The 21,349-nt window shown below is 67.8% G+C and carries 16 protein-coding genes and 1 pseudogene; 8 read left to right on the top strand and 9 right to left on the bottom strand.

The genetic code is table 11. From position 1 onward, the window contains the following. Positions 1–74 precede the first annotated feature (74 nt). From NA10_RS30620 to clpS, 6 genes are all read right to left on the bottom strand, one after another. Positions 75–1,037 carry a PLP-dependent cysteine synthase family protein gene (locus tag NA10_RS30620; protein ID WP_067574179.1) on the bottom strand — a complete coding sequence of 321 codons (963 nt, stop codon included), beginning with the start codon at positions 1,035–1,037 and terminating at the stop codon, positions 75–77. After that, positions 1,038–1,337: a MoaD/ThiS family protein gene (locus NA10_RS30625; RefSeq protein ID WP_067574182.1), complete on the bottom strand. Its 300-nt coding sequence runs from the start codon at positions 1,335–1,337 to the stop codon at positions 1,038–1,040. A gap of 10 nt (positions 1,338–1,347) precedes the next feature. Further along, entirely contained in the window at positions 1,348–1,761 is a 414-nt protein-coding gene (locus tag NA10_RS30630) for a M67 family metallopeptidase (RefSeq protein ID WP_067574184.1), read from the bottom strand. A 149-nt stretch (positions 1,762–1,910) separates the two neighbouring features. Further along, positions 1,911–2,960 carry a P1 family peptidase gene (locus NA10_RS30635; RefSeq protein WP_067574201.1) on the bottom strand — a complete coding sequence of 350 codons (1,050 nt, stop codon included), beginning with the start codon at positions 2,958–2,960 and terminating at the stop codon, positions 1,911–1,913. A gap of 36 nt (positions 2,961–2,996) precedes the next feature. Beyond that, positions 2,997–3,566, bottom strand: a complete 570-nt coding sequence (gene aosR, locus NA10_RS30640; protein WP_067574202.1) for an oxidative stress transcriptional regulator AosR — start codon at positions 3,564–3,566, stop codon at positions 2,997–2,999. 22 nt (positions 3,567–3,588) lie between these two features. Then, entirely contained in the window at positions 3,589–3,906 is a 318-nt protein-coding gene (clpS, locus tag NA10_RS30645) for an ATP-dependent Clp protease adapter ClpS (protein WP_067574186.1), read from the bottom strand. A gap of 279 nt (positions 3,907–4,185) precedes the next feature. Here clpS and NA10_RS30650 point away from each other — a divergent pair, with 279 nt between their 5' ends. From NA10_RS30650 to NA10_RS30660, 3 genes are all read left to right on the top strand, one after another. After that, complete coding sequence (locus NA10_RS30650; protein WP_067574187.1) at positions 4,186–5,499, top strand: nicotinate phosphoribosyltransferase; 1,314 nt, start codon at positions 4,186–4,188, stop codon at positions 5,497–5,499. 142 nt (positions 5,500–5,641) lie between these two features. After that, a complete protein-coding gene (locus NA10_RS30655; protein WP_067574203.1) occupies positions 5,642–6,211 on the top strand; it encodes an isochorismatase family protein in 570 nt (189 codons plus the stop codon). 518 nt (positions 6,212–6,729) lie between these two features. Beyond that, entirely contained in the window at positions 6,730–8,796 is a 2,067-nt protein-coding gene (locus NA10_RS30660; protein ID WP_067574204.1) for an ATP-dependent DNA helicase, read from the top strand. A gap of 146 nt (positions 8,797–8,942) precedes the next feature. On the opposite strand, the gene NA10_RS30665 is transcribed toward NA10_RS30660, so the two are convergent. Further along, the gene (locus NA10_RS30665; RefSeq protein WP_067574188.1) at positions 8,943–10,304 is read right to left on the bottom strand and encodes an NCS2 family permease; all 1,362 of its coding nucleotides are present in this window, start codon (positions 10,302–10,304) and stop codon (positions 8,943–8,945) included. 268 nt (positions 10,305–10,572) lie between these two features. Between NA10_RS30665 and NA10_RS30670 the strand changes: the two genes are divergently transcribed. Next, positions 10,573–12,627, top strand: a complete 2,055-nt coding sequence (locus tag NA10_RS30670) for an AMP-binding protein (RefSeq protein ID WP_067574189.1) — start codon at positions 10,573–10,575, stop codon at positions 12,625–12,627. On the opposite strand, the gene glgP is transcribed toward NA10_RS30670, so the two are convergent. Beyond that, positions 12,624–15,191, bottom strand: coding sequence for an alpha-glucan family phosphorylase (gene glgP / locus NA10_RS30675; protein ID WP_067574190.1), 2,568 nt, complete (start codon positions 15,189–15,191; stop codon positions 12,624–12,626). The genes NA10_RS30670 and glgP overlap by 4 nt on opposite strands. A gap of 174 nt (positions 15,192–15,365) precedes the next feature. Between glgP and NA10_RS30680 the strand changes: the two genes are divergently transcribed. The 3 genes and pseudogenes from NA10_RS30680 to glgB all read left to right on the top strand — a co-directional run. Next, complete coding sequence (locus NA10_RS30680) at positions 15,366–16,016, top strand: PaaI family thioesterase (RefSeq protein ID WP_067574191.1); 651 nt, start codon at positions 15,366–15,368, stop codon at positions 16,014–16,016. Positions 16,017–16,085: 69 nt separating this feature from the next. Beyond that, positions 16,086–18,086, top strand: coding sequence for an alpha-1,4-glucan--maltose-1-phosphate maltosyltransferase (locus NA10_RS30685; RefSeq protein ID WP_067574192.1), 2,001 nt, complete (start codon positions 16,086–16,088; stop codon positions 18,084–18,086). Then, positions 18,086–20,221 (top strand): annotated as a pseudogene (glgB, locus tag NA10_RS30690) (1,4-alpha-glucan branching protein GlgB); the annotation flags it as partial. The gene NA10_RS30685 and the pseudogene glgB, both read left to right, overlap by 1 nt. A 24-nt stretch (positions 20,222–20,245) precedes the next feature. Here the strand turns inward: glgB and NA10_RS30695 are convergent. Then, positions 20,246–20,869: a TIGR03086 family metal-binding protein gene (locus NA10_RS30695; protein WP_084515499.1), complete on the bottom strand. Its 624-nt coding sequence runs from the start codon at positions 20,867–20,869 to the stop codon at positions 20,246–20,248. Positions 20,870–21,097: 228 nt separating this feature from the next. Between NA10_RS30695 and NA10_RS30700 the strand changes: the two genes are divergently transcribed. Further along, the gene (locus NA10_RS30700; protein ID WP_157556851.1) at positions 21,098–21,322 is read left to right on the top strand and encodes a hypothetical protein; all 225 of its coding nucleotides are present in this window, start codon (positions 21,098–21,100) and stop codon (positions 21,320–21,322) included. Positions 21,323–21,349: the final 27 nt, after the last annotated feature.

Genomic DNA, 21,349 nt, shown 5'->3' on the forward strand with positions numbered 1-21,349 from the left:
CCCGGCCAAAAGCGTGCCGGGATGACGGAAGGGGTGCGGGAGGGGAGGGGTGCAGGGGGCGGGGGCGCAGAAGGTCAGGCCCAGAGTTGGCCGTCGAGGCGGTCTTCGGCTTCTTCAAGGGTGCCGTCGTAGGCGCCGGTGGAGAGGTATTTCCAGCCGCCGTCGGCCACTACGAAGGCGATGTCGGCGGGGCGGCCCGCTTTCTGGGCCTTCTTCGCGACGCCGAGGGCGGCATGCAGGATCGCGCCGGTGGAGATGCCCGCGAAGATGCCCTCCTCGAGGACCAGTTCGCGGGTGCGGCGGACCGCGTCGTACGGGCCGACCGAGAAGCGCGAGGTCAGCACCGACTCGTCGTAGAGTTCGGGGACGAAACCCTCGTCGAGATTGCGCAGGCCGTAGACGAGTTCGCCGTAGCGGGGTTCGGCGGCGACGATATCGATGGACGGAACCTTCTCGCGCAGGAAGCGGCCGGTGCCCATGAGCGTGCCGGTGGTGCCCAGCCCCGCGACGAAATGGGTGATCTCGGGCAGGTCGGCCAGGATCTCCGGACCGGTGGTCTCATAGTGCGCGAGCGCGTTGGCGGGATTGCCGTACTGGTAGAGCATCACCCAGTCCGGATTCTCCGCGGCGATCTGCTTGGCCAGCGCCACCGCCTGATTGGAGCCGCCCGCCGCGGGCGAGTCGATGATCCGCGCGCCGAACATGGTCAGCAGCTGCCGCCGCTCCACCGAGGTGTTCTCCGGCATGACGCAGACCAGTTGATAACCCTTGAGTTTCGCGGCCATAGCCAGCGAGATGCCGGTATTGCCGCTGGTGGGCTCGAGAATGGTGCAGCCGGGGGTGAGCTTGCCGTCGGCCTCGGCCTGTTCGATCATGCGCAGCGCGGGCCGGTCCTTGATGGAGCCGGTCGGGTTGCGGTCCTCGAGCTTGGCCCACAGCCGAATGTGGTTGTCGCCGTCCCACTGTGGGGACAGGTTCTTCAACCCCACCAGCGGGGTGTTGCCGAGCGTCGCGATCAGCGACTCATAGCGTGCCATCTAGCGGACGCCGCCGACGGTGTCCGATGCGCCTCCGGCGACCGCCGGAAGAATGGTGACGGTGCCGCCCTCGGGCACCTCGGCCTCGAGTCCGCCGGAGAACCGCACATCCTCGTCGTCGACGTAGATGTTCACGTAGCGGTTGAGCTTGCCGTCCTTGAGGAGCTTGTCCTTGAGACCGGTGTGGTTGGCGTCCAGATCGTCGATGATCGCGGCCAGGGTCGCGCCCCGGGCCTGGACGCGCTTCTCACCACCGGTGAGGGTGCGCATGATGGTGGGAATGGAGACGGTGACCGCCATGGTGGACTCCTTAATAGGTGGGGACTATCTCGACCGGCTCCTCGGTGACCACGCCGTCGAGAATGCGGTAGCTGCGCAGTTCGTGCTGATCGGCGTCGCGGGTGGAGATCAGCACGTAGTGGGCATTGGGTTCGGAGGCATAGGAGATATCGGTGCGGCTCGGGTACGCCTCGGTGGCGGTATGCGAGTGGTAGACCACCACCGGCTCCTCGTCGGCGGCGTCCATCTCGCGCCAGACGCGCAGCTGTTCCCCGGAGTCGAAGCGATAGAAGGTGGGTGAGCGCTCGGCGTTCACCATGGCGACGAAGCGTTCGGGGCGGTCGGAGCCTTCGGGACCGGCGATGATGCCGCATGCCTCGTCGGGATGATCGGCGCGCGCGTGCGCGACCATCGCCTCGACCAGATCGGCCCTGATCACCAGCACAGTTCGAATCCTTCCGCTCACCGCTCCACGCGGCGCAGGGATGCTGACCGCCGAAACGCTGTCGTCAACGGGTCAGACTATTCGCCTATTCCCGGCGGCCGAGATCACACCCCCGGGCGACGGGGCGGGTTACCCGCGTGTTGCGCCGTTTATTCACCGAAGAGCTCTGTGTAAGAAGGGATTTCGGCTACCGAGATGGCGTCGACTATGGCGCGTTCCACACACACCGCCGCCGCGGTGCAGAGTTGATCGAGCAGGAGCAGGTCGGCGGGGAAGGCCGGGGGCAGCGGGAAACCCGGGGCCGGTGCGGTGGCTCCGGTGGCCAGGGCGAAGAGGGTGTCCCCGTCCAGTGGCGAATGCGCCGGGCGGATGGCGCGGGCCAGACCGTCGTGGGCGGTGGTGGCCAGGCGACGGCAGGCCGCCGGATCGAGCGCCGCGTCCGTGGCCACCACGCCGATGGTGGTGTTCAGGACGGTGCCCTTCACCGGTAGCGCGTTCGCGGCCGCGAGCCGGTCGGCGGCGGCCGGTCGCAGACCGAAGTGTTCCGGACCGTCCGTGCCCGCACCCCAGGGCAATCCGGTGCGCGGGTCGAAGACCGAGCCGACCGGATTGGCGATTATCAAGGCCCCCACCGTGATTCCCGCGGCGGGACCGTCGGTGTAGCGCACCGAGGCGGTACCGACCCCGCCTTTGATGGAACCCGCCCGCGCGCCCGCCCCGGCTCCCACCGAACCGCGGGCGAAGTCGACCGCGGCCGCCTCCGCGGCGAGGAAACCGAAGTCCGCGGTGGGCCGAATGTTCCACGCGCCCACCGGAAGATCGAAGATCACCGCGCCCGGGACGATCGGCACCACCCGGGCCGGATCGGCGGGATCCATCGGAATGCCTTCCCCGTGCTCCTCCAGCCAGCGCATCACGCCGTCGGCGGCGGCGAGGCCGTAAGCGCTTCCGCCGGTGAGCAATACGGCATTCACCTGGCGCACGGTATTGCCGGGATCGAGCAGATCGGTCTCGCGGGTGCCGGGGCCGCCGCCGCGCACATCCACCGAGGCGGTCGCGCCGCCGGGGACGCGGACCACGGTGCAACCGGTCACGGCGCCGGAGCCTAGGGTGGCGTTCGGGTCGATCTCATGATGGTGACCGACCAGCACACCCGCCACATCGGTAATCGAATTGTTCGGTCCCGCACTGTCGTTCACGGCATGCACCTCCGTGGGCGAGGGTAATCCGGGCGGCTACGGCATGAGCGCTTGCAGCAGCGAATCCTGCATCCAGGTGAGCCAGTGGTAGACGTCCAGGCTGGGCGCGCGGGGATCGTCCTCGTCCAGATGGTCGGGCGTGTCGGCATTGATGTCCAGGGCCGTGCCGAGGGCCAGGCGGACATCGTTGAGGGCATTGAGCCAGTGATCGGCCTGTTCGGGGGTGAGCACGATCTTGCCGCCCTGCGGCGGCAGGGTCTCCAGGATGACCAGTCCGGCGGCCACCTTGGTCTCGATGATGTCGGGTTCGTGCAGGCCGCGCAGGGCGCTGTTGAGATCGGCGCGGTCGGCGTCGGGCGAGCCGGGTTCGCTGCGGTGGAAATCGGGCAGCAGGCGGGCGAGTCGCGGATCATCGGGCGGGGTGGTGTTGCCCGGCTGTAACCCGGTGAGGGCGGCCAGATCGTCCTCGGGGGCCGAACGGGCCCGGTCGGTGAGTAGTCCGGTCACCGCGCCCACCAGTGAGCGCAGCACCTCCGCCTCGTGGGCGTCCATTTCCGAACGGAGTTTCAGCCCGCCCAGGGAGTTCTTTCTGCTCCACTTCCGCACGGGTTCACCGTAGCCGCCCGGGTCACTGGTCACGCTGCATGGTCGCCCATAGTCCGGCCGCGTGCAGGCGCTGCACATCGTGTTCCATCTTGTCCCGGGAGCCGGAGGAGACCACGGCCTTGCCCTCGTTGTGCACCTTGAGCATGAGTTCGGTTGCCTTGGCTTTGCTATAGCCGAAGAGCTTTTGGAAGATGTACGTCACGTAATGCATGAGGTTGACCGGATCGTCCCATACGACCGTGACCCACGGACGGTCCTCCGCCTCCAGGATCTCGGTGTACTCGACCGCCTCCGGCATGGCCTGCGAGGCCCCCAGTACCACCTGTGCCGCCGATACCATCCCGTTCCCGCCGACCGGACCGGCGGCAATCCGGACAGCATCTTCTGTGCACAGACCCATAACGTCCAGGGTACGACTCGACCCCGAAGAAACAACAGCCACACGACACGCCCGACGGACACCAGGTCCCGTGCGGCCGAGACCAGCCCGAAGGGTCGCGGCCGTCCGGGTTCTGGACCGAGTGGAGCCCAGGAGCGGAGGGAAGGAAAGTTCCGGACTCCCGGGGCCGCGAACCCGGCCGGAGCGAAGCGCAGGGCAAGATAGGCCAAGATAGGCACTGTGACGATCGCCGACGGGCTGACGAGTACCGCATTGCTCACCGACCAGTACGAGCTGACCATGCTCGCCGCGGCGCTGGCCGACGGATCCGGGCAACGGCAGTGCACGTTCGAGGTATTCGCCCGCAGGTTGCCACACGGGCGCAGGTACGGCGTGGTGGCCGGGACCGGGCGGCTGCTCGACGCGCTGCGCGAATTCCGTTTCGGCGAGCCCGAACTCGCGATCGTCGGGAAATTCCTGGACGCGGACACCGTGGCGTGGCTGCGCGACTATCGGTTCAGCGGGGATATCGACGGATACCGCGAGGGTGAGCTCTACTTCCCCGGATCGCCGATCCTGACCGTGCGCGGCACCTTCGCCGAATGCGTCCTGCTGGAGACGCTCGCGCTCTCGATCTACAACCACGACAGCGCGATCGCCGCCGCGGCCGCGCGCATGGTGAGCGCCGCCGCCGGGCGTCGCATGATCGAAATGGGTTCGCGCCGAACGCACGAGCTCGCCGCGCCGTCCGCCTCGCGCGCGGCGTACCTGGCGGGCCTGGACGCCACCTCCAATCTGGAGGCGGTGCGCAGCTTCGGGGTTCCCGGCGCGGGCACCAGCGCGCACGCGTTCACCCTGCTGCACAGCGGATCCGACGGCGAGCACGAGGCCGAGGCGTTCCGCAGCCAGATCGCCGCGCTCGGTGTGGGCACCACACTGCTGGTGGACACTTTCGACATCACCCGCGGCGTGGCTACCGCCATCGAGGTGGCCGGACCCGAATTGGGCGGTGTGCGCATCGATTCCGGCGATCTGGGCGTCCTGGCGCGCCAGGTCCGGGATCAGTTGGACTCGCTGGGCGCGACCGGCACCAAGATCGTCGTCTCCGGCGATCTCGACGAATACGCCATCGCCGCCCTGCGCGCGGAGCCTGTCGACGCCTACGGTGTCGGCACCTCCCTGGTCACCGGTTCGGGCGCGCCGACCGCCGGAATGGTCTACAAACTCGTCGAGGTCGAAGGCGTTCCGGTCGCGAAACGCAGCTCCCACAAGGAGTCTCGCGGCGGCACCAAGAAGGCCGTGCGACTGTCCCGCGGCACCGGGACGCTCATCGAGGAGATCGTCTACCCGGCGTCGGGCACCCGGCCGGAGCCGAACGGCTATGAGGTCCGCGACCTCCAGGTCCCGCTGGTGCGCGGGGGCAAGGTGCTCGACGATCAGCCGACGCTGCGGGAGAGTCGGGCACTCGTCGCGCGGGGATTGGTCAGCCTGCCGTGGGAGGGCCTGAAACTCTCCGCCGGTGAGCCCGCCATTCCCACCACCTTCGTCAGCTAGCCGAACCGGCCGGACCTGCGGCCGAGCGCCGTCGAACCGCAGGACGCCGACTCCACCGGATGGCAGGCTCGGCAGGTCAGGCTGCACAATGCATTACGAGCGCGAACCGGCACGGTTCGCCCCGGCCGCCCGGGAGGTCATCATGAGCCGAGCCCTGATCGTCGTCGACGTGCAGAACGATTTCTGCGAAGGCGGGTCGCTGGCCGTCGCGGGCGGGGCCGCGGTGGCCGAGCGGATCACCGACTACCTCGGGGTCTCCGACTACACGGCCGTGGTGGCGACACGCGATTTCCACATCGACCCCGGCGCGCACTTCTCCGACCACCCGGACTACGTCGACACCTGGCCGCCGCACTGCCGGGTCGGCACCCCCGGCGCGGATTTCCACCCCCACCTCGACACCGCCCCGATCCAGGAGATCTTCTCCAAGGGCGCGTACACCGCCGCCTACTCCGGCTTCGAGGGCACCGCCTCGGACGGCGCCACCACCCTCGCCGACTGGCTGCACGCCCGCGCCATCGACGCCGTCGACGTCTGCGGTATAGCCACCGATCACTGCGTCCGCGCCACCGCCCTGGACGCCCGCGCCGCCGGGTTCGACACCCGCGTGCTGCTCGGCCTCACCGCCGCCGTCTCCCCCGCCACCCTGGAAACCGCCCTCGACACCCTCCGCACGTCGGGCGTCGAGCTCGCGGGAACGATGGAGAGCTGAGCACTTCCCGGCCGTCATAACCGCGCGCCGGTGAGGAGACCCAGCCGGTGATGTGACGGGTGGATGCCGGCCGAAAGCATGCCGGGATGACGAGTGGGTGGCATGCACGCCGGGATGACGAGCGGGTGGCATGCACGCCGGGATGACGGACGGGTGCTGCGCGAGCGGTCGGGCAACGGGTTGCCGGGGGGCGAGGCGGGCTTCATGCCCTCGCCGAGCGGGCGCGGCGGGTTTCATGCCCTCGCCGGGCGGCCGGGGCGGGTTTCATGCCCTCGCCGAGCGGGCGCGGCAGGCTTCATGCCCTCGCCGGGCGGCCGGGGCAGGTTTCATGCCGTCGCAGGGCGGGCGGGGCAGGCTTCATGCCCTCGCCGAGCGGGCGGGGCAGGCTTCATGCCCTCGCCGGGCGGCCGGGGCAGGGTTTCATGCCAGGGCGGGCGGGGCAGGCTTCATGCCGTCGCAGGGCGGGCGCGGCGAGGTTTGCGCGCGGGTTGTCGGCGACGCGCAGTAACCTGGCCGTCGTGCCCGAACTCCCTCCAGTCCCGAAGCTATTGGCCACTGCCGTCCAGGCCCTCGGGGGTAAGGAGCGCAAGGGGCAGCAGACCATGGCCGCGGCCGTGGCGCATTCGATCGACACCGGCGAGCATCTCGCGGTGCAGGCGGGGACGGGGACGGGGAAGTCGCTGGCCTACCTCGTGCCGAGCCTGCGGCATGCGGTGCGGACGGGGCGGACCGTGGTGGTGTCGACGGCGACCATCGCTTTGCAGCGGCAGCTGGTGGATCGCGATCTGCCGCGGTTGAGTCAGGCGCTGGCGGAGCCGCTGGGGCGGGTGGCGCAGTTCGCGATTCTCAAGGGGCGCAACAACTATCTGTGCTTGAACAAGATCAATAGCGCGATTCCGGACGACCCCGGCGAGGCGGAGCTGTTCGACGCCTTCGCCATTTCGCGGCTCGGTCGCGAGGTACAGCGGCTGCACGAATGGGTCTCCGATACCGAGACCGGGGATCGCGATGAGTTGACACCGGGTGTGAGCGATCGCGCCTGGCGGCAGGTGAGCGTGAGTTCCCGTGAGTGCCTTGGCAAATCGCGCTGCCCGTTCGGTCAGGATTGCTTCGCGGAGAAGGCCCGCGCCGAATCCGGGGCCGCGGATGTGGTGGTCACCAATCACGCGCTGCTGGCCATCGACGCCATCAGCGGCATCCAGGTGCTGCCCGAACACGATGTGGTCGTCATCGACGAGGCGCACGAACTTGTCGACCGCGTCACCGGCGTCGCCACGGCGGAGCTGTCCACGGCCTCGATCAGCGCCGCCGCCAAACGCTGCGCCAAACTCATCGACGAGCAGGAGGTGGATCGGCTCGAGGGTACGGCCGAAGCCTGGCACACCCTGCTCGACGAGCTCTCCCCCGGCCGCTGGGATCGGCTACCCGACGGCGCCGCACCGGTTTTGGCGCTCATTCGCGATGCCGCCTGGAATGCCCGCACCGCCCTGGCCCCGCAGGGCGGGGTGAACAACGCGCAGGCCGATCCCGAGGGCGCGGCCGCCCGCAATCAGGCCGTGGCCGCCGTCGAGGAGGTGCACGATGCCGCGGTGCGGGTGCTCACCACCTACGAGGAGCCCGATCCGGCGGCGCACCGCGATGTCATCTGGCTCGCGGTGGACGAGATGCGCGGCATCGCGCGGCGCACCCTGCATATGGCGCCGCTGTCGGTGGGCGGACTGCTGCGCAGCCGTCTCTTCGCCACCGCCACAGTGATTTTGACTTCGGCGACGCTTCAGGTCGGCGGTTCGTTCGACAATCTCGCGGTCACCTGGGGGCTCCCGCCGAAATCCTCCGCCAAGGTCGATCCGGCCTTGGCCAGCGGGATCGAGGCCCCGGCCGACGATGCCAAGATGCGCTGGAATTCGGTCGACGTGGGTTCCCCGTTCGATCACGCGAAATCCGGAATTCTCTATGTGGCAAAGCATTTGCCCGCTCCCGGCCGTGACGGCCTGCCGACGGCCTATCTCGACGAGATCGAGCGGCTGATCACCGCCGCCAATGGCCGCACCCTCGGGTTGTTCTCCTCGATGCGAGCGGCCAAGGCGGCCACCGAAATTCTGCGCGAGCGCCTGGACACCCCGGTGCTGTGCCAGGGTGATGACGCCACCGGCGCACTGGTGAGGAAATTCGCCGAGGATCCGGAAACCTCACTCTTCGGCACACTTTCGCTGTGGCAGGGCGTGGATGTGCCGGGTCCGTCGCTGAGTCTGGTGATCCTGGACCGGATTCCGTTCCCGCGCCCGGACGATCCGCTGCTCATCGCGCGCCAGCGGGCGGTGGAATCACGGGGCGGCAATGGTTTTCTCGCGGTGGCGGCGAATCACGCGGCGCTGTTGCTGGCGCAGGGCACCGGTCGACTGCTGCGCAGTGTGGATGATCGCGGTGTAATCGCTATTCTGGATTCACGTCTCGCGACAGCCAGATATGGCGGATATTTGCGCGCGTCACTACCGCCCTATTGGGAAACTTCCGATCCGCAGGTGGTGACAAAGGCTTTGGAGCGTTTGACCCAAAGTGTTTCGCAGAACAAAACAACCGTGTGAGAACTCTCACAGGGGTGGTCCATACTTCCGAACAGAAGTAAATTGGCTTGCGATACTCCGGTGACCCCCCAATTCCCACATCGGATGTGTCATAGTCCCCGCGCCAAGCCCTGCACGCGGCGCGGGGACCCGAAACCTCTCCGGCCCTATTCGGCCAGGAACCAGAAGTACGACAGGAAGACCAGCATCAGCACCCACATCACCGGGTGCACTTCGCGGGCGCGCTTCTTGGCGACCATGACGATCGGGTAGAACAGCAGCCCCATGGCGAGGCCGTTCGCGATCGAATAGGTCAGCGGCATCATGATCACGGTGATGAACGCCGGGATCGCGTATTCCAAACGGCTCCAGTCGATATCGCCGAGCGCACGGGACATGAGCACGCCGACCACGATGAGCGCGGGCGCGGTCACCGAGGGCACATCCGCGACCACCGCGAAGAGCGGGAACAGGAACATGGCGAGCAGGAACCAGCCCGCCGTGGAGACCGCCGTCAGACCGGTGCGACCGCCCGCCGAAACACCCGCGGTGGATTCGACATACGCGGTGGTGGTGGAGGTTCCGATGATCGCGCCCGCGGCGGTACCGACCGAGTCGGCGGCCAGCGCCTGTCCGGCGCGCTCGAGCTTGCCCTCCTTGGTGAGCAGCCCGGCCTGATTGGCCACCCCGATCAAGGTGCCCGAGGCGTCGAAGAAGTCGACGAACAGCATGGTGAGCACCACGATGATCATCTGCCCGGTGAAGGCGTCCGGCAGATGGATGACGGCCTGGCCGAAGGTCTTGTCCAGACCGTGCGGCAGCGCCGCGAACGAGTTCGGCAGCTCCACCAGACCGCAGACGATGCCCAGCACCGTGGTCGAGAGAATGCCGTAGAGCACCGCGCCGTGCCAGCCCAGCACCAGGAAGACGACCGTGACCAGCAGGCCGAACAGCGCGAGCAGCGTTGTGCCCTTGTGGAAGTTGCCCAGATGCACGAAGGTCGCGTCGCTGGCGACCACGATGCCGGCGTTCTTCAGGCCCAGGAAGGCCACGAACATGCCGATGCCCGCGCCGACCGCCAGCTTCATCTGCAGCGGGATGGCGTCGATGATCTTCTCGCGCACCTTGGTGATGGCCAGGACGAAAAAGATGATGCCCGAGAGCAAGGTGCCTGAGAGCGCCTCCTGCCACGGGATGCCCATATTGAGGATGACCGTGTACGCGAAGAAGGCGTTGAGCCCCATACCGGGCGCGAGCGCCACCGGGTACTTGGCCCAGATGCCCATCACCAGCGTGCCGACCACCGCCGCGACCGCGGTCGCGGTGAAGACCGCCTGCGTCGGCATACCCTTGTCGCCGAGAATGCCATGGTCGCCGAGGATGGCCGGGTTGACCGCCAGCACATAGGACATGGCCAGGAACGTGACGGTTCCGGCCATGAGTTCGCGTTTGACGGTGGAACCGTGCTGGCTGATGCCGAAGTACGCGTCGACGCGTCCCTTGGTGCGCGACAGGACGTCGGTGCTCATGTGTGGTGGTCTCCAGTCGGCGGGAGGTCAGAAGGATGCCCTGGGCACCGTACTTGTCCCGTTCGCCGGGTGTTCATCCGACCCGGCGAATCGTGAGCTACCGCACCGGCCTCACCCGCGGATTTATATCCACACCTGCGCAATTACCGCGCAAATAAACGTATCACTCACCGGTAATTGGAAAGCCTTGCGCGCCACTGTCTGGGACGTTACAAATACGTAATCCGGGGGTGGAGGATTCGAACCGGCCGACGAGAATTGCACACGCGTGGTTACCGATGTCATCGATGCGATCGCCGAGTTCGCGATCAGCCGCCAAGCACTCTGGGATGTGCTCGTCGAGCCCCAGTCCTATACTCGGCTCTTCCGTGGCATCGGCGCCTGTGAGGAACGCGACGCGGCCGACGAATTTCCCACCCTGAATCTGCGTGTCGGCGACGCGGGCGGTGACGTGCGCACGCTCACGGTGCAACTGCGGATCGGACGCGAATGCGAAAGCCTGGAACTGCACTGCGCGGGCACCGGCAGCTTCGCCGTGCTCCGCCTGCGCGAGATCGGCGACAAGACCCGGGTCACGGTCACCTACTTCAAAGCCGCGCTGATCCATCCGCTGGTCGCGCAGCTGCCCAACTCGGCGGCGGTGGCCTGGACGGTGGCCGGGCTCAAACGCGCCGCCGAAATGATCACCGGCGCGCCGACGGCCGTCATCGTCAACGGCGAGGATTCGCCGATGAAGCTGCAGGCCGGTGTGGCCAGGCAGATGGTGGCCTCCGGGGTGGTGCGCACCTACCGGCCCGATGTGGGGCTGAAACAGCTTGGCAGCCTGGCCAAATGGGGGTTCAGCCTGGCGGGCGGCTATGCGGCCGCCGCGGCGCACTCACCGCATCGGCTCGCGGTGGTGGACGACCGCTACTCCAGCACCTTCGACCAATTGCACGCGCGCAGTACCGCTCTCGCGGGCGCGATGAGCGCGCTCGGCTTCGGTCCGGACACCGCCGTGGGCCTGCTGTGCCGCAATCACACCGGCATGGTCGAGGCGATGGTGGCCGCGGGCAAGGCGGGTGCGGACGCGGTGCTGCTCAATACCGGACTGCCCGCCCGGCAGATCGAGGAAATCGTGCACCGGCACGACATCGCGGCGCTGTTCGTGGACGCAGAATTCGAGCATCTGGTGCGGTACCTCCCGGCCGATCTGCCGCGCTTCGCCACCGATGATCAACCCTCGGCCGCCGGGCACACCACCATCGAGGACCTCATCGCCATGCGCGAGCTGACGGCCAAGAAGCCCGCGCGCCCGGGAAGGCTCATCGTGCTCACCTCCGGAACCAGTGGCACACCCAAGGGCGCGCGGCGACCGCATCCCAAGGGTTTCGGCACGGTGGCGGCGCTGCTGTCGCGAATACCGTTCGGCGTCAACGAGACCATGCTGATTCCGGCACCGCTGTTCCACACCTGGGGGCTGGCGGCGTTGCAGATCTCGACGGCCATTCGCGCCACCCTCGTGCTCAATGACCGGTTCGATGCCGAGGATTGCCTGCGGCGCATCGCCGAGCACAGGGTGACGGCGCTGATCGTGGTGCCGGTCATGGTGAACCGCATTCTCGATCTGCCCACCGCGGTGCGGGCGCGCTATGACCTGTCCAGTCTGAAAGTGGTCGCCAGCTGCGGCGCTCCGCTGGCCGGGGCGACCGTGCTGAAGTTCCTGGACACCTTCGGCGACATCCTCTACAACGTGTACGGCTCCACCGAGGTGTCCTGGGCCAGCATTGCCGATCCGGCCGATCTGCGCATGTCCCCCACCACCGCCGGGCGGCCGCCGCTGGGGACCAGAATCGGTGTGCTGGGCGCGGATCAGCGAATTCTTCCGGTCGGCGCGACCGGGCGGATCTTCGTCGGCAATCACATGCTCTTCGACGGGTACACCGATGCCACCCCGCCGGAGGAGGCGCACGGCATGCTCGACACCGGCGATGTGGGTTATCTGGATGCCTCGGGCAAGCTCTTCGTGGCCGGACGCGATGACGAGATGATCATCTCCGGTGGTGAGAACGTCTTCCCGCGCTCGGTCGAGGAGGCGCTCTCGCATCTGCCGCAGGTGAGCGAGGTGGCGGTGGTGGGCGTGCCGGATCACGAGTTCGGCCAGCGGCTGGCGGCTTTCGTGGTGAAACGCCCCGGCTCCGGACTGGATTCGGAGATGGTGCGCAATTACATCCGGCATCGGGTGAGCCGGTTCTCGGTGCCCCGGGATGTGACCTTCCTGGACGCGCTGCCGCGCAACGCGACCGGGAAGATCCTCAAACGCACACTGGGACAACCGGGTTAGGGACTGGGCGTCGCGACCAGACCGAACTCGGCCGCCGAGGCGAGCAGCGGATGACTCGGGAGCACGCGAATGGTGTAGCCGACCGCGCCGGAAAGGGGGACCGGTGTCTCGACGGTGAAAACCTCTGTGCCCGAGTCGGTTCCGGCATGCACCATGGTGACGGTGTGCACATCCGAGAGGTCGTCGGCCGTGGACACCCGGCCCAGCACCGCCTGCACGCTGACATCGGCCGGGCTCAGCCCGCCCAGATCGATGCGGGCGCGCAGCGCCAGATTCGCGCCGATGACCGGGGTGTCCGGCAGACCCGAGCTGTCCACCTGGACGACTTTGACCGCGGGCCAGGCGGATTCGATCCGGCGGCGATACTCCGACAGATCCCGCGCGCCCTTGAAATCGTGCTGCGAGACCGCGGCGAAGGCCGCGGCGGCGGGCACGTAGTAGTCGACCGCGTAGTCCCGAACCATGCGCGAGGCCAGCACTTTCGGCCCCAGGGTTCGCAGGGTGTGCCGCACCATCTCCATCCAGCGCACCGGCAGACCATCGTGATCGCGGTCGTAGAAGCGCGGCAGCACAGCGCGTTCCAGCAGTTCGTACAGTGCGGAAGCTTCCAGATCATCGCGCCGATGGTCATCGCGCACGCCGTCGGCGGTCGGGATGGCCCAGCCGTTCTCGCCGTCGTACATCTCATCCCACCAGCCGTCGCGAATGGAGAGATTGAGGCCGCCGTTGAGCGCGGACTTCATCCCCGAGGTGCCGCACGCTTCCAGTGGCCGCAGCGGATTGTTCAGCCACACATCGCAACCCCAGTACAGGTAGCGGGCCATGGACATGTCGTAGTTGGGCAGGAAGACGATGCGATGCCGGACCTCCGGATCGTCGGCGAAGCGCACCACCTGCTGGATGAGTGCCTTCCCGCCGTCATCGGCCGGATGCGATTTGCCCGCGACCACCAGTTGCACCGGGCGTTCGGGATCGAGCAGCAGCGCGCGCAGGCGTTCGGGATCGCGCAGCATGAGGGTCAGGCGCTTGTAGGTCGGCACGCGGCGGGCGAAACCGACGGTCAGCACCCGCGGATCGAAGACCTCGTCGATCCAGCCGAGTTCGGCCGGGGCCGCACCGCGCTCCAGCCAGGAGGCGTGCACCCGGCGGCGCACCTCGTCGACGAGTATGCCGCGCAAGGTATTTCGGGTGGACCACAACTCGCGCAGATCCACATCGCAGAGCCGTTCCCAGCCGCGCGCCTCCTCCACCAGCTCATCGCCGATGAGTTCGCGGGCCTTGTCGATCCATTCGCGCGCCGCCCAGCTGGGTGCGTGCACCCCATTGGTGACCGAACCGATCGGCACCTCCGAGGCATCGAATCCGGGCCACAGCGGCGCGAACATCTCGCGGCTGACCTCGCCGTGCAGCTTGGATACGCCGTTGGCGCGCTGGGCCAGTCGCAGCCCCAGATGCGCCATATTGAAGACCGACGGATCGGCCTCCCGGCCCATGGCCAGAATTCGATCCACCGAAACACCGGGCAGCACCGGCGATTCCCGCTCCCCGTGCGCGCCACCGAAATAGCGGCGCACCAGCGCGCCCGCGAAGCGGTCGATGCCCGCCGGGACCGGGGTGTGCGTGGTGAAGACGGTGCCGGCCCGCACCGCGGTCAGCGCGGCGTCGAAATCCATTCCGCCGACCATGAATTCACGAATGCGCTCGATGCCGAGGAAGCCCGCGTGGCCCTCGTTCATATGGAAGACATCGGGATCGGGCAGGCCGTGCGCGCGGGTGTAGGCGCGCACCGCGCGCACCCCGCCGATTCCGGCCAGGATCTCCTGTTTGATGCGGTGATCCTGATCGCCGCCGTACAACCGGTCGGTGACCGCGCGCAGCTCCGGATCGTTCTCGGCGATATCGGAGTCCAAGAGCAGCAGCGGAATTCGGCCCACCTGGGCGATCCACACCCGCGCCCGCAGCACCCGGCCCTCGGGCATGGCGACATGGATCAGCACCGGCGCGCCGCCGTCGGTGAGCAGCCGCAGCGGCAGGCCCTGCGGATCCAGCGCCGGATAGTGCTCGGACTGCCAGCCATCGGCGGTGAGCGACTGCCGGAAGTAGCCGGACCGGTACAGCAGGCCCACGCCGATGAGCGGCAGCCCCAGATCCGAGGCGGCCTTCAAATGGTCGCCCGCCAGAATGCCCAGTCCGCCGGAGTAATTCGGCAGGACCTCGGTGACACCGAACTCCATCGAGAAATACGCGATCCCGCGCGGCCCCCGCTGCTGCCGCTGGAACCAGCGCGGCCGGGCCAGATAGTCCGCCAGATCCGCCGCGGCGGCATCCACCCGCCGCGCGTACGCCTCATCCACCGCGACCTGATCGAGCCGCTCCGCGGGCACCTCCCCCAGCATGCGCACGGGATCCCGCCCGACCTCCACCCACAGGGCGGGATCGAGCTCGGCGAACACATCCTGCGTAGGCCCATGCCAGGACCAGCGCAGATTGGTCGCCAACTCGGTCAGCGCGGAGAGCCGCTCGGGCAAATGGGCGCGGACGGTGAAACGACGCAATGCCTTCACGCTGCTTATTCTGCCTGCGCTTCGCGGCGGCGGGTTCACGGCCCCCTGAGCCCCATTTCTTCCCTCCCTCCGCTCCACTCAGTCCAGAAACGGGGCGGGCCGCGAACATTGATCGGTATGTATCACGCACAACCCGCGCACGAGCATTCCGGCGGCAACCGATAACGTGTTCTCATGAGCGAGCAGCAGGTCGAGGCACTTCCGCCCCAGGAGCATCACGAGGGCGGGTTCCGACCGATCGCCGAACTCGGCCGGGACAACACCAAGGGTGGACCGCACTACGGCGAGTTCATCGAACAGGTCCGCGGTCTGATGGACCGCGTCCGATTGGCCAGTCCGACCGACGAGATCGCCCTCGAGGCCATCGCGGAGTTGAAGAAACTCAACGACCGGCTCGATGAGGTGGTCACCGACGAGTGGTCCGCGCCCAGCTGGCACCGCACCGATCTGCCCTCCCGCGGCAATATCACGCTGCCGCCGTTCGAGGTGGATCAGGCGAACGCCGAGGGCGTGCACGCGCGAATCACGTTCCGCACCTTCCATCTCGGTGGCAATGGCGCGGCGCACGGCGGGCATATCGCGCTCGGCTTCGACGATCTGCTCGGCATGACCGCGGCCGTGCACACCCGCGCTGTCACCCGCACCGCGTTCCTGCACGTCGACTACCGATCCATCACACCGCTCAATACCGAACTCCAGCTGCACGGCTGGGTCGAGCGCGTGGAGGGCCGCAAGGTGTTCGTGCGCGCGACCCTGCACGACGGCGACCGGCTGTGCTGCGAGGCGCACGGACTGTTCCTCATGCTCAAGCCCGGCCAGCAGTAATCCGACCGGAATACGACTCCCACGACGGCGGGACATCGGTGAGCGGGCGCACCCGGTAAGTTCGGACGGGTGACCGGCCGCATCGCCATCGATGACACCGCCCCCTCGATACCCGGCGGTCGGCCCGCCAAGGCCGTCGTGGGAGAGGTCTTCCCGGTGCGCGCCGTGGTGTGGCGCGAAGGCCATGACGCGGTGGCCGCCACCCTCGCGGTGAAAGCGCCCGGGTCCACACGCACGCAGCGGATCCGAATGTCGCCGGACTATCAGCCGGACGTCTTCAACGCCACCTTCACGCCCGGGAAACCGGGGCTGTGGACGTACCGGATCGAAGGGTGGAGCGATCCGCTCGCCAGCTGGCGCTCCGCGGTGGAGGCGAAACTCTCGGTCGGGCAGAGCGCGGTCGACCTGGCCAACGATCTGGAGATCGGCGCGCGACTGCTGGAGCGGGCCGCGCAGGCCGTGCCCAAGAAGCAGTGGGAGGTATTGCGCGCCGCGGCCACGGCCCTGCGCGGGGACGCGCAATTGCCCGCGCGGGTGGGTCCGGCCTTCAGCGCCGAGGTGAGTGAAATCCTGCGCGCCACACCGCTTCGCGAGTTCGTGACCCAGGGGCCGCAGTTCTCGGTGCTGGTGGAGCGCCAGCGCGCGCTGTACGGCGCGTGGTACGAATTCTTCCCGCGCTCCACCGGTGGCTGGGATGCCGACGGAAAACCCGTGCACGGCACCTTCGTCACCGCCGCGAAAGAGCTGCCGCGCATCGCCGCCATGGGATTCGAGGTGGTGTACCTGCCGCCCATCCATCCGATCGGCACGGTGAATCGTAAGGGGCGCAACAACTCTCTGACCGCCGAGCCCGGCGATGTGGGTTCACCGTGGGCCATCGGCTCGGCCGAGGGCGGGCACGACGCCATCCACCCGGCCCTGGGCACCGAGGCCGACTTCACCGAATTCGTGGAGACCGCACGGGAATTGGGTATGGAGGTGGCCCTGGACCTGGCATTGCAGTGCGCGCCCGATCATCCGTGGGTGGCCGCGCATCCGGAGTGGTTCACCACCCTGCCGGACGGCACCATCGCCTTCGCCGAGAACCCGCCCAAGAAGTACCAGGACATCTACCCGGTCAATTTCGACAACGACCCGGACGGGCTGTACGCCGAGGTGCTGCGGGTGGTGCGGCACTGGATCGCACTGGGCGTCACCATCTTCCGCGTCGACAATCCGCACACCAAGCCCGCCGACTTCTGGGAGTGGCTGATCGCCCAGGTGCATCGCGACCATCCGGAGATCATCTTCCTCTCCGAGGCGTTCACCCGGCCCGCCCGGCTCTACGGCCTCGCGCGACGCGGATTCACCCAGTCGTACACGTACTTCACCTGGCGGGTGTTCAAACACGAATTCGAGGAATTCGGCAGGGAATTGGCCGCCAAGGCGGATGAGGCGCGGCCCAACCTGTTCGTGAACACCCCCGACATCCTGCACGAAACCCTGCAACACGGCGGACCGGGCATGTTCGCCATTCGCGCGACGCTGGCCGCCACCCTCGGCCCCGCCTGGGGCGTGTACTCCGGCTTCGAACTCTTCGAACATCAAGCGGCACAACCCGGTAACGAGGAGTACCTCAACTCCGAGAAGTATGAGCTGCGGCCCCGCCCGTACGCCGAGGCCGCCGCGCGCGGGGAATCCCTGGAGCCGTGGATCACCCGGCTCAATGAGATCCGGCGCGCGCATCCGGCGCTGCAACAGCTGCGCTGCATCCACTTCCATCACACCGACAGCGATGCGCTGCTCGCGTTCTCGAAGTTCGATCCGACCACCGGCGATGCGGTGCTGGTGGTGGTGAATCTCAACCCGTACGGTCCGGAACAGGGCCACGTCTCGCTCGATCTGCCCGCCATCGGCCGCGAATGGCATGACCGGCCGGTGGTCTACGATGAGGTCAGCGGTGAGGAATACCACTGGGGGCAGAGCAATTACGTGCGGCTGGACCCCGCCCGCGCGGTCGCGCACATTCTGGTGCTGCCGCCCGTACCCGCCGCCGCCCGCGCCGAACTCTCCTATCGGAGCACATTCTGATGCATCGGCGTGATCTGCTGCTGCTTGCCGCGGGCACGCATCCCGATCCGCACACCGTGCTCGGCGCACACCCGCATCCGGACGGGACCGTCATCCGGGTGCTGCGACCGCACGCGGAGACCGTATCCGCGCGCATCGGCGGGGACGATCACGCACTCGAACACGCCGGGCACGGGATATTCGAAGGGACGGCGCCGTTTCCGGACCTGTGGGACTACCGGATCGTCACCTCGTATCCGGGCGGGCGGACCGTCGTCGATGCCGACGGGTACCGATTCCTGCCCACGCTCGGCGAACTCGATCTGCACCTGCTCGGCGAGGGGCGGCACGAGCGGCTGTGGGATGTGCTCGGCGCGCATCCACGGCGGTACGCCACCCTCGACGGAGAGGTGACCGGGACGGCGTTCGCGGTCTGGGCTCCGAACGCGCGCGGGGTGGCGGTGATCGGGGATTTCGACGGGTGGAGCGGTCATACCGCACCCATGCGGCGACTCGGCGACTCCGGCGTATGGGAGGTGTTCCTGCCCGGAATCGGCGCGGGGGCCACCTACAAGTACCGGGTGCACGGGGCCGACGGACGCACGGTCGATCACGCCGATCCTTTCGCCTTCGCCACCGAAATCCCGCCTGCGACTGCCTCCGTCGTCACCGAGACCGCACACGACTGGGGTGACGGGGCGTGGCTGCGCAAACGTGCCGAACGCGATCCCACCCGCTCACCCATGAGCGTCTACGAGGTGCACCTCGGTTCCTGGCGGCTCGGCCTCGGCTATCGCGAACTGGCCGAACAGCTCGCCGACTATGTTGCCGGACAGGGCTTCACGCATATCGAACTGCTGCCCATCGCCGAACATCCCTTCGGCGGCTCCTGGGGCTATCAGGTCACCTCCTACTACGCCCCCACCGCCCGCTTCGGCACCCCGGACGAATTCCGCTGGTTCGTGGATCACCTGCACCGCAAGGGAATCGGCGTACTGCTGGACTGGGTGCCCGCGCACTTCCCGCGCGACGAATGGGCCCTGGCCCGCTTCGACGGGACCGCGCTCTACGAACATCCGGACCCCCGCCGCGGTGAGCAACTCGACTGGGGCACCTACGTTTTCGACTTCGGCCGGCACGAGGTGCGCAACTTCCTGGTCGCCAATGCCCGCTACTGGATCGAGGAGTTCCACATCGACGGCCTGCGCGTGGACGCGGTGGCCTCCATGCTCTATCTCGACTACTCCCGGCCCGACTGGGAGCCCAATATCCATGGCGGCCGGGAGAATCTGGAGGCCGTGGCGTTCCTGCAGGAAATGAACGCGACCGTGCACAAGCACCATCCGGGCGTCGTCACCATTGCCGAGGAGTCCACCACCTGGCCCGGCGTCACCCGGCCCACCGAGGTCGGCGGGCTCGGCTTCACCATGAAATGGAATATGGGGTGGATGCACGACACCCTCGGATATCTCGGCCACGATCCGGTGCACCGCAGCTGGCACCACAATGAGATCACCTTCTCGCTCACCTACGCCTGGAGCGAGAACTACGTCCTGCCGATCAGCCACGACGAGGTCGTGCACGGTAAGGGCACGCTGTGGACGCGAATGCCCGGTGATGATTTCACCAAGGCCAGCGGGGTGCGCGCCCTGCTCGCCTACATGTGGGCGCATCCGGGCAAGCAACTGCTGTTCATGGGACAGGAGTTCGGCCAGTTCCGGGAATGGGACCACGATCGCGGCCTGGACTGGTACGAGCTGGAAAACCCACTGCACCAAGGGATTCACACCCTGGTGCGGGATCTGAACCTGCGCTACACCGCGACGCCCGCGCTCTGGAGCCAGGACACCTCACCCGGGGGCTACTCCTGGATCGACGCCGACGATCGCGGCAGCAATGTGCTGTCCTTCCTGCGCTACGGGGTGGACGGATCGATGCTGGCCTGCGTCTACAACTTCTCCGGATCCGAGCATCGCGATCATCGGATCGGATTGCCCGCCGTCGGCGAATGGCGGGAGGTGCTCAATACCGACGCTATCGCCTACGGCGGCAACGGTATCGGGAATCTGGGCGCGGTCACCGCCACCGCCGAGACCTGGCACGGCCGGCCGGCCTCGGCGCTCGTCACCCTGCCGCCCAGCAGCGGACTGTGGCTGGTGCCGTCGGTGCTGCCCGGCGAATCAGTGCGGCCAACTCGGCGAGCGGCCCAGCAGCGCGAGCACCTGATCGAGCCCTGAACCGTCCGCCAGGAGCACCTCCGGGGCGAAGGACGCACCCGGCAGCGTCCGGACATCACCGCCCGGCACCGCCTGCGCGACCAGCAGCGCGGCCGCGATCACGTCCTCGTCGAACTCGACCGGCAGGCCCAAAGTCCTTGCCACATCCCAGGAGTGCACCACGTAGTCCACGAAGTGGAAGCTGATCGCCAGCGGTGCGGGAATGACGATGCCGCCGCGGACCTCCGGCAGCGGGAAGTCCCGCTCCAGCACCCCGTCCACGGCGAAGGCCGACAGCACATGGGTGGCCGCGGCCCGGTACTCGGCGATCGGATCCGGGCTCAGCGGGCTCGGCTTCCAGAGCGCGAGGGCATCCTCGCCGCGCGAGGCCGCGGCGAAGCCGTAGTGCTGAATGATCAAGTGTTCCAGCAGATCCCGGAGATTCCAGCCCGCACAGGGGGTGGGGGTGTCCAGATCCGCGTGGGTCAGCCGGGACACCAGGTCGATGCTGGTGCGCACCGCGCGTTCGTCCAGGGCGATCAGGGCCGGTCCGTCGGCGAGGAGTTGGTCGTACGTCGGTGAATTCATAAGCACGAGCTTACTAATTTTTCCGGAATTGGCCACCCTCGATTCCCTCCGCGACGGCGCTAGCGAACCCGGAGCCGGAGATCAACCCCCGAGAAGTGGGGTCGTTTGGACCGCGTTACAAATCTAAATGCCCCGAACTCTTCGGGCTGCCGAATTGTATTGCGCTGTAGTGCACTTGGCGAGACGGCCGTCAAATAAACGAAACCTGTAGAAGAGGATTGAATCTGTATGAAGAAGCTCGGAACTGCCATGTTCATCGGTGCCGCAGCGGCCGCCATCGTCGGCACCGGAGCGGGCGTGGCCGCGGCTGAGGTCCCCGTGACCTCCGCCGATCCCGTGGTCGCCGTCGGCGAGCCGGACCCGACCGGCACCGGCTCCACCTCGGCGCTGCCGAAGCTGCTCGAGACACTGACCGGCAGCCTCGGCACCAAGACCGCGCCGACCACCAACTAGTAGCTCGGCTCCTCGGCGACCCTACGG

Origin of the sequence: Nocardia acidivorans NBRC 108247 (assembly GCF_001625085.1) — a bacterium.
Taxonomy (GTDB): domain Bacteria; phylum Actinomycetota; class Actinomycetes; order Mycobacteriales; family Mycobacteriaceae; genus Nocardia; species Nocardia acidivorans.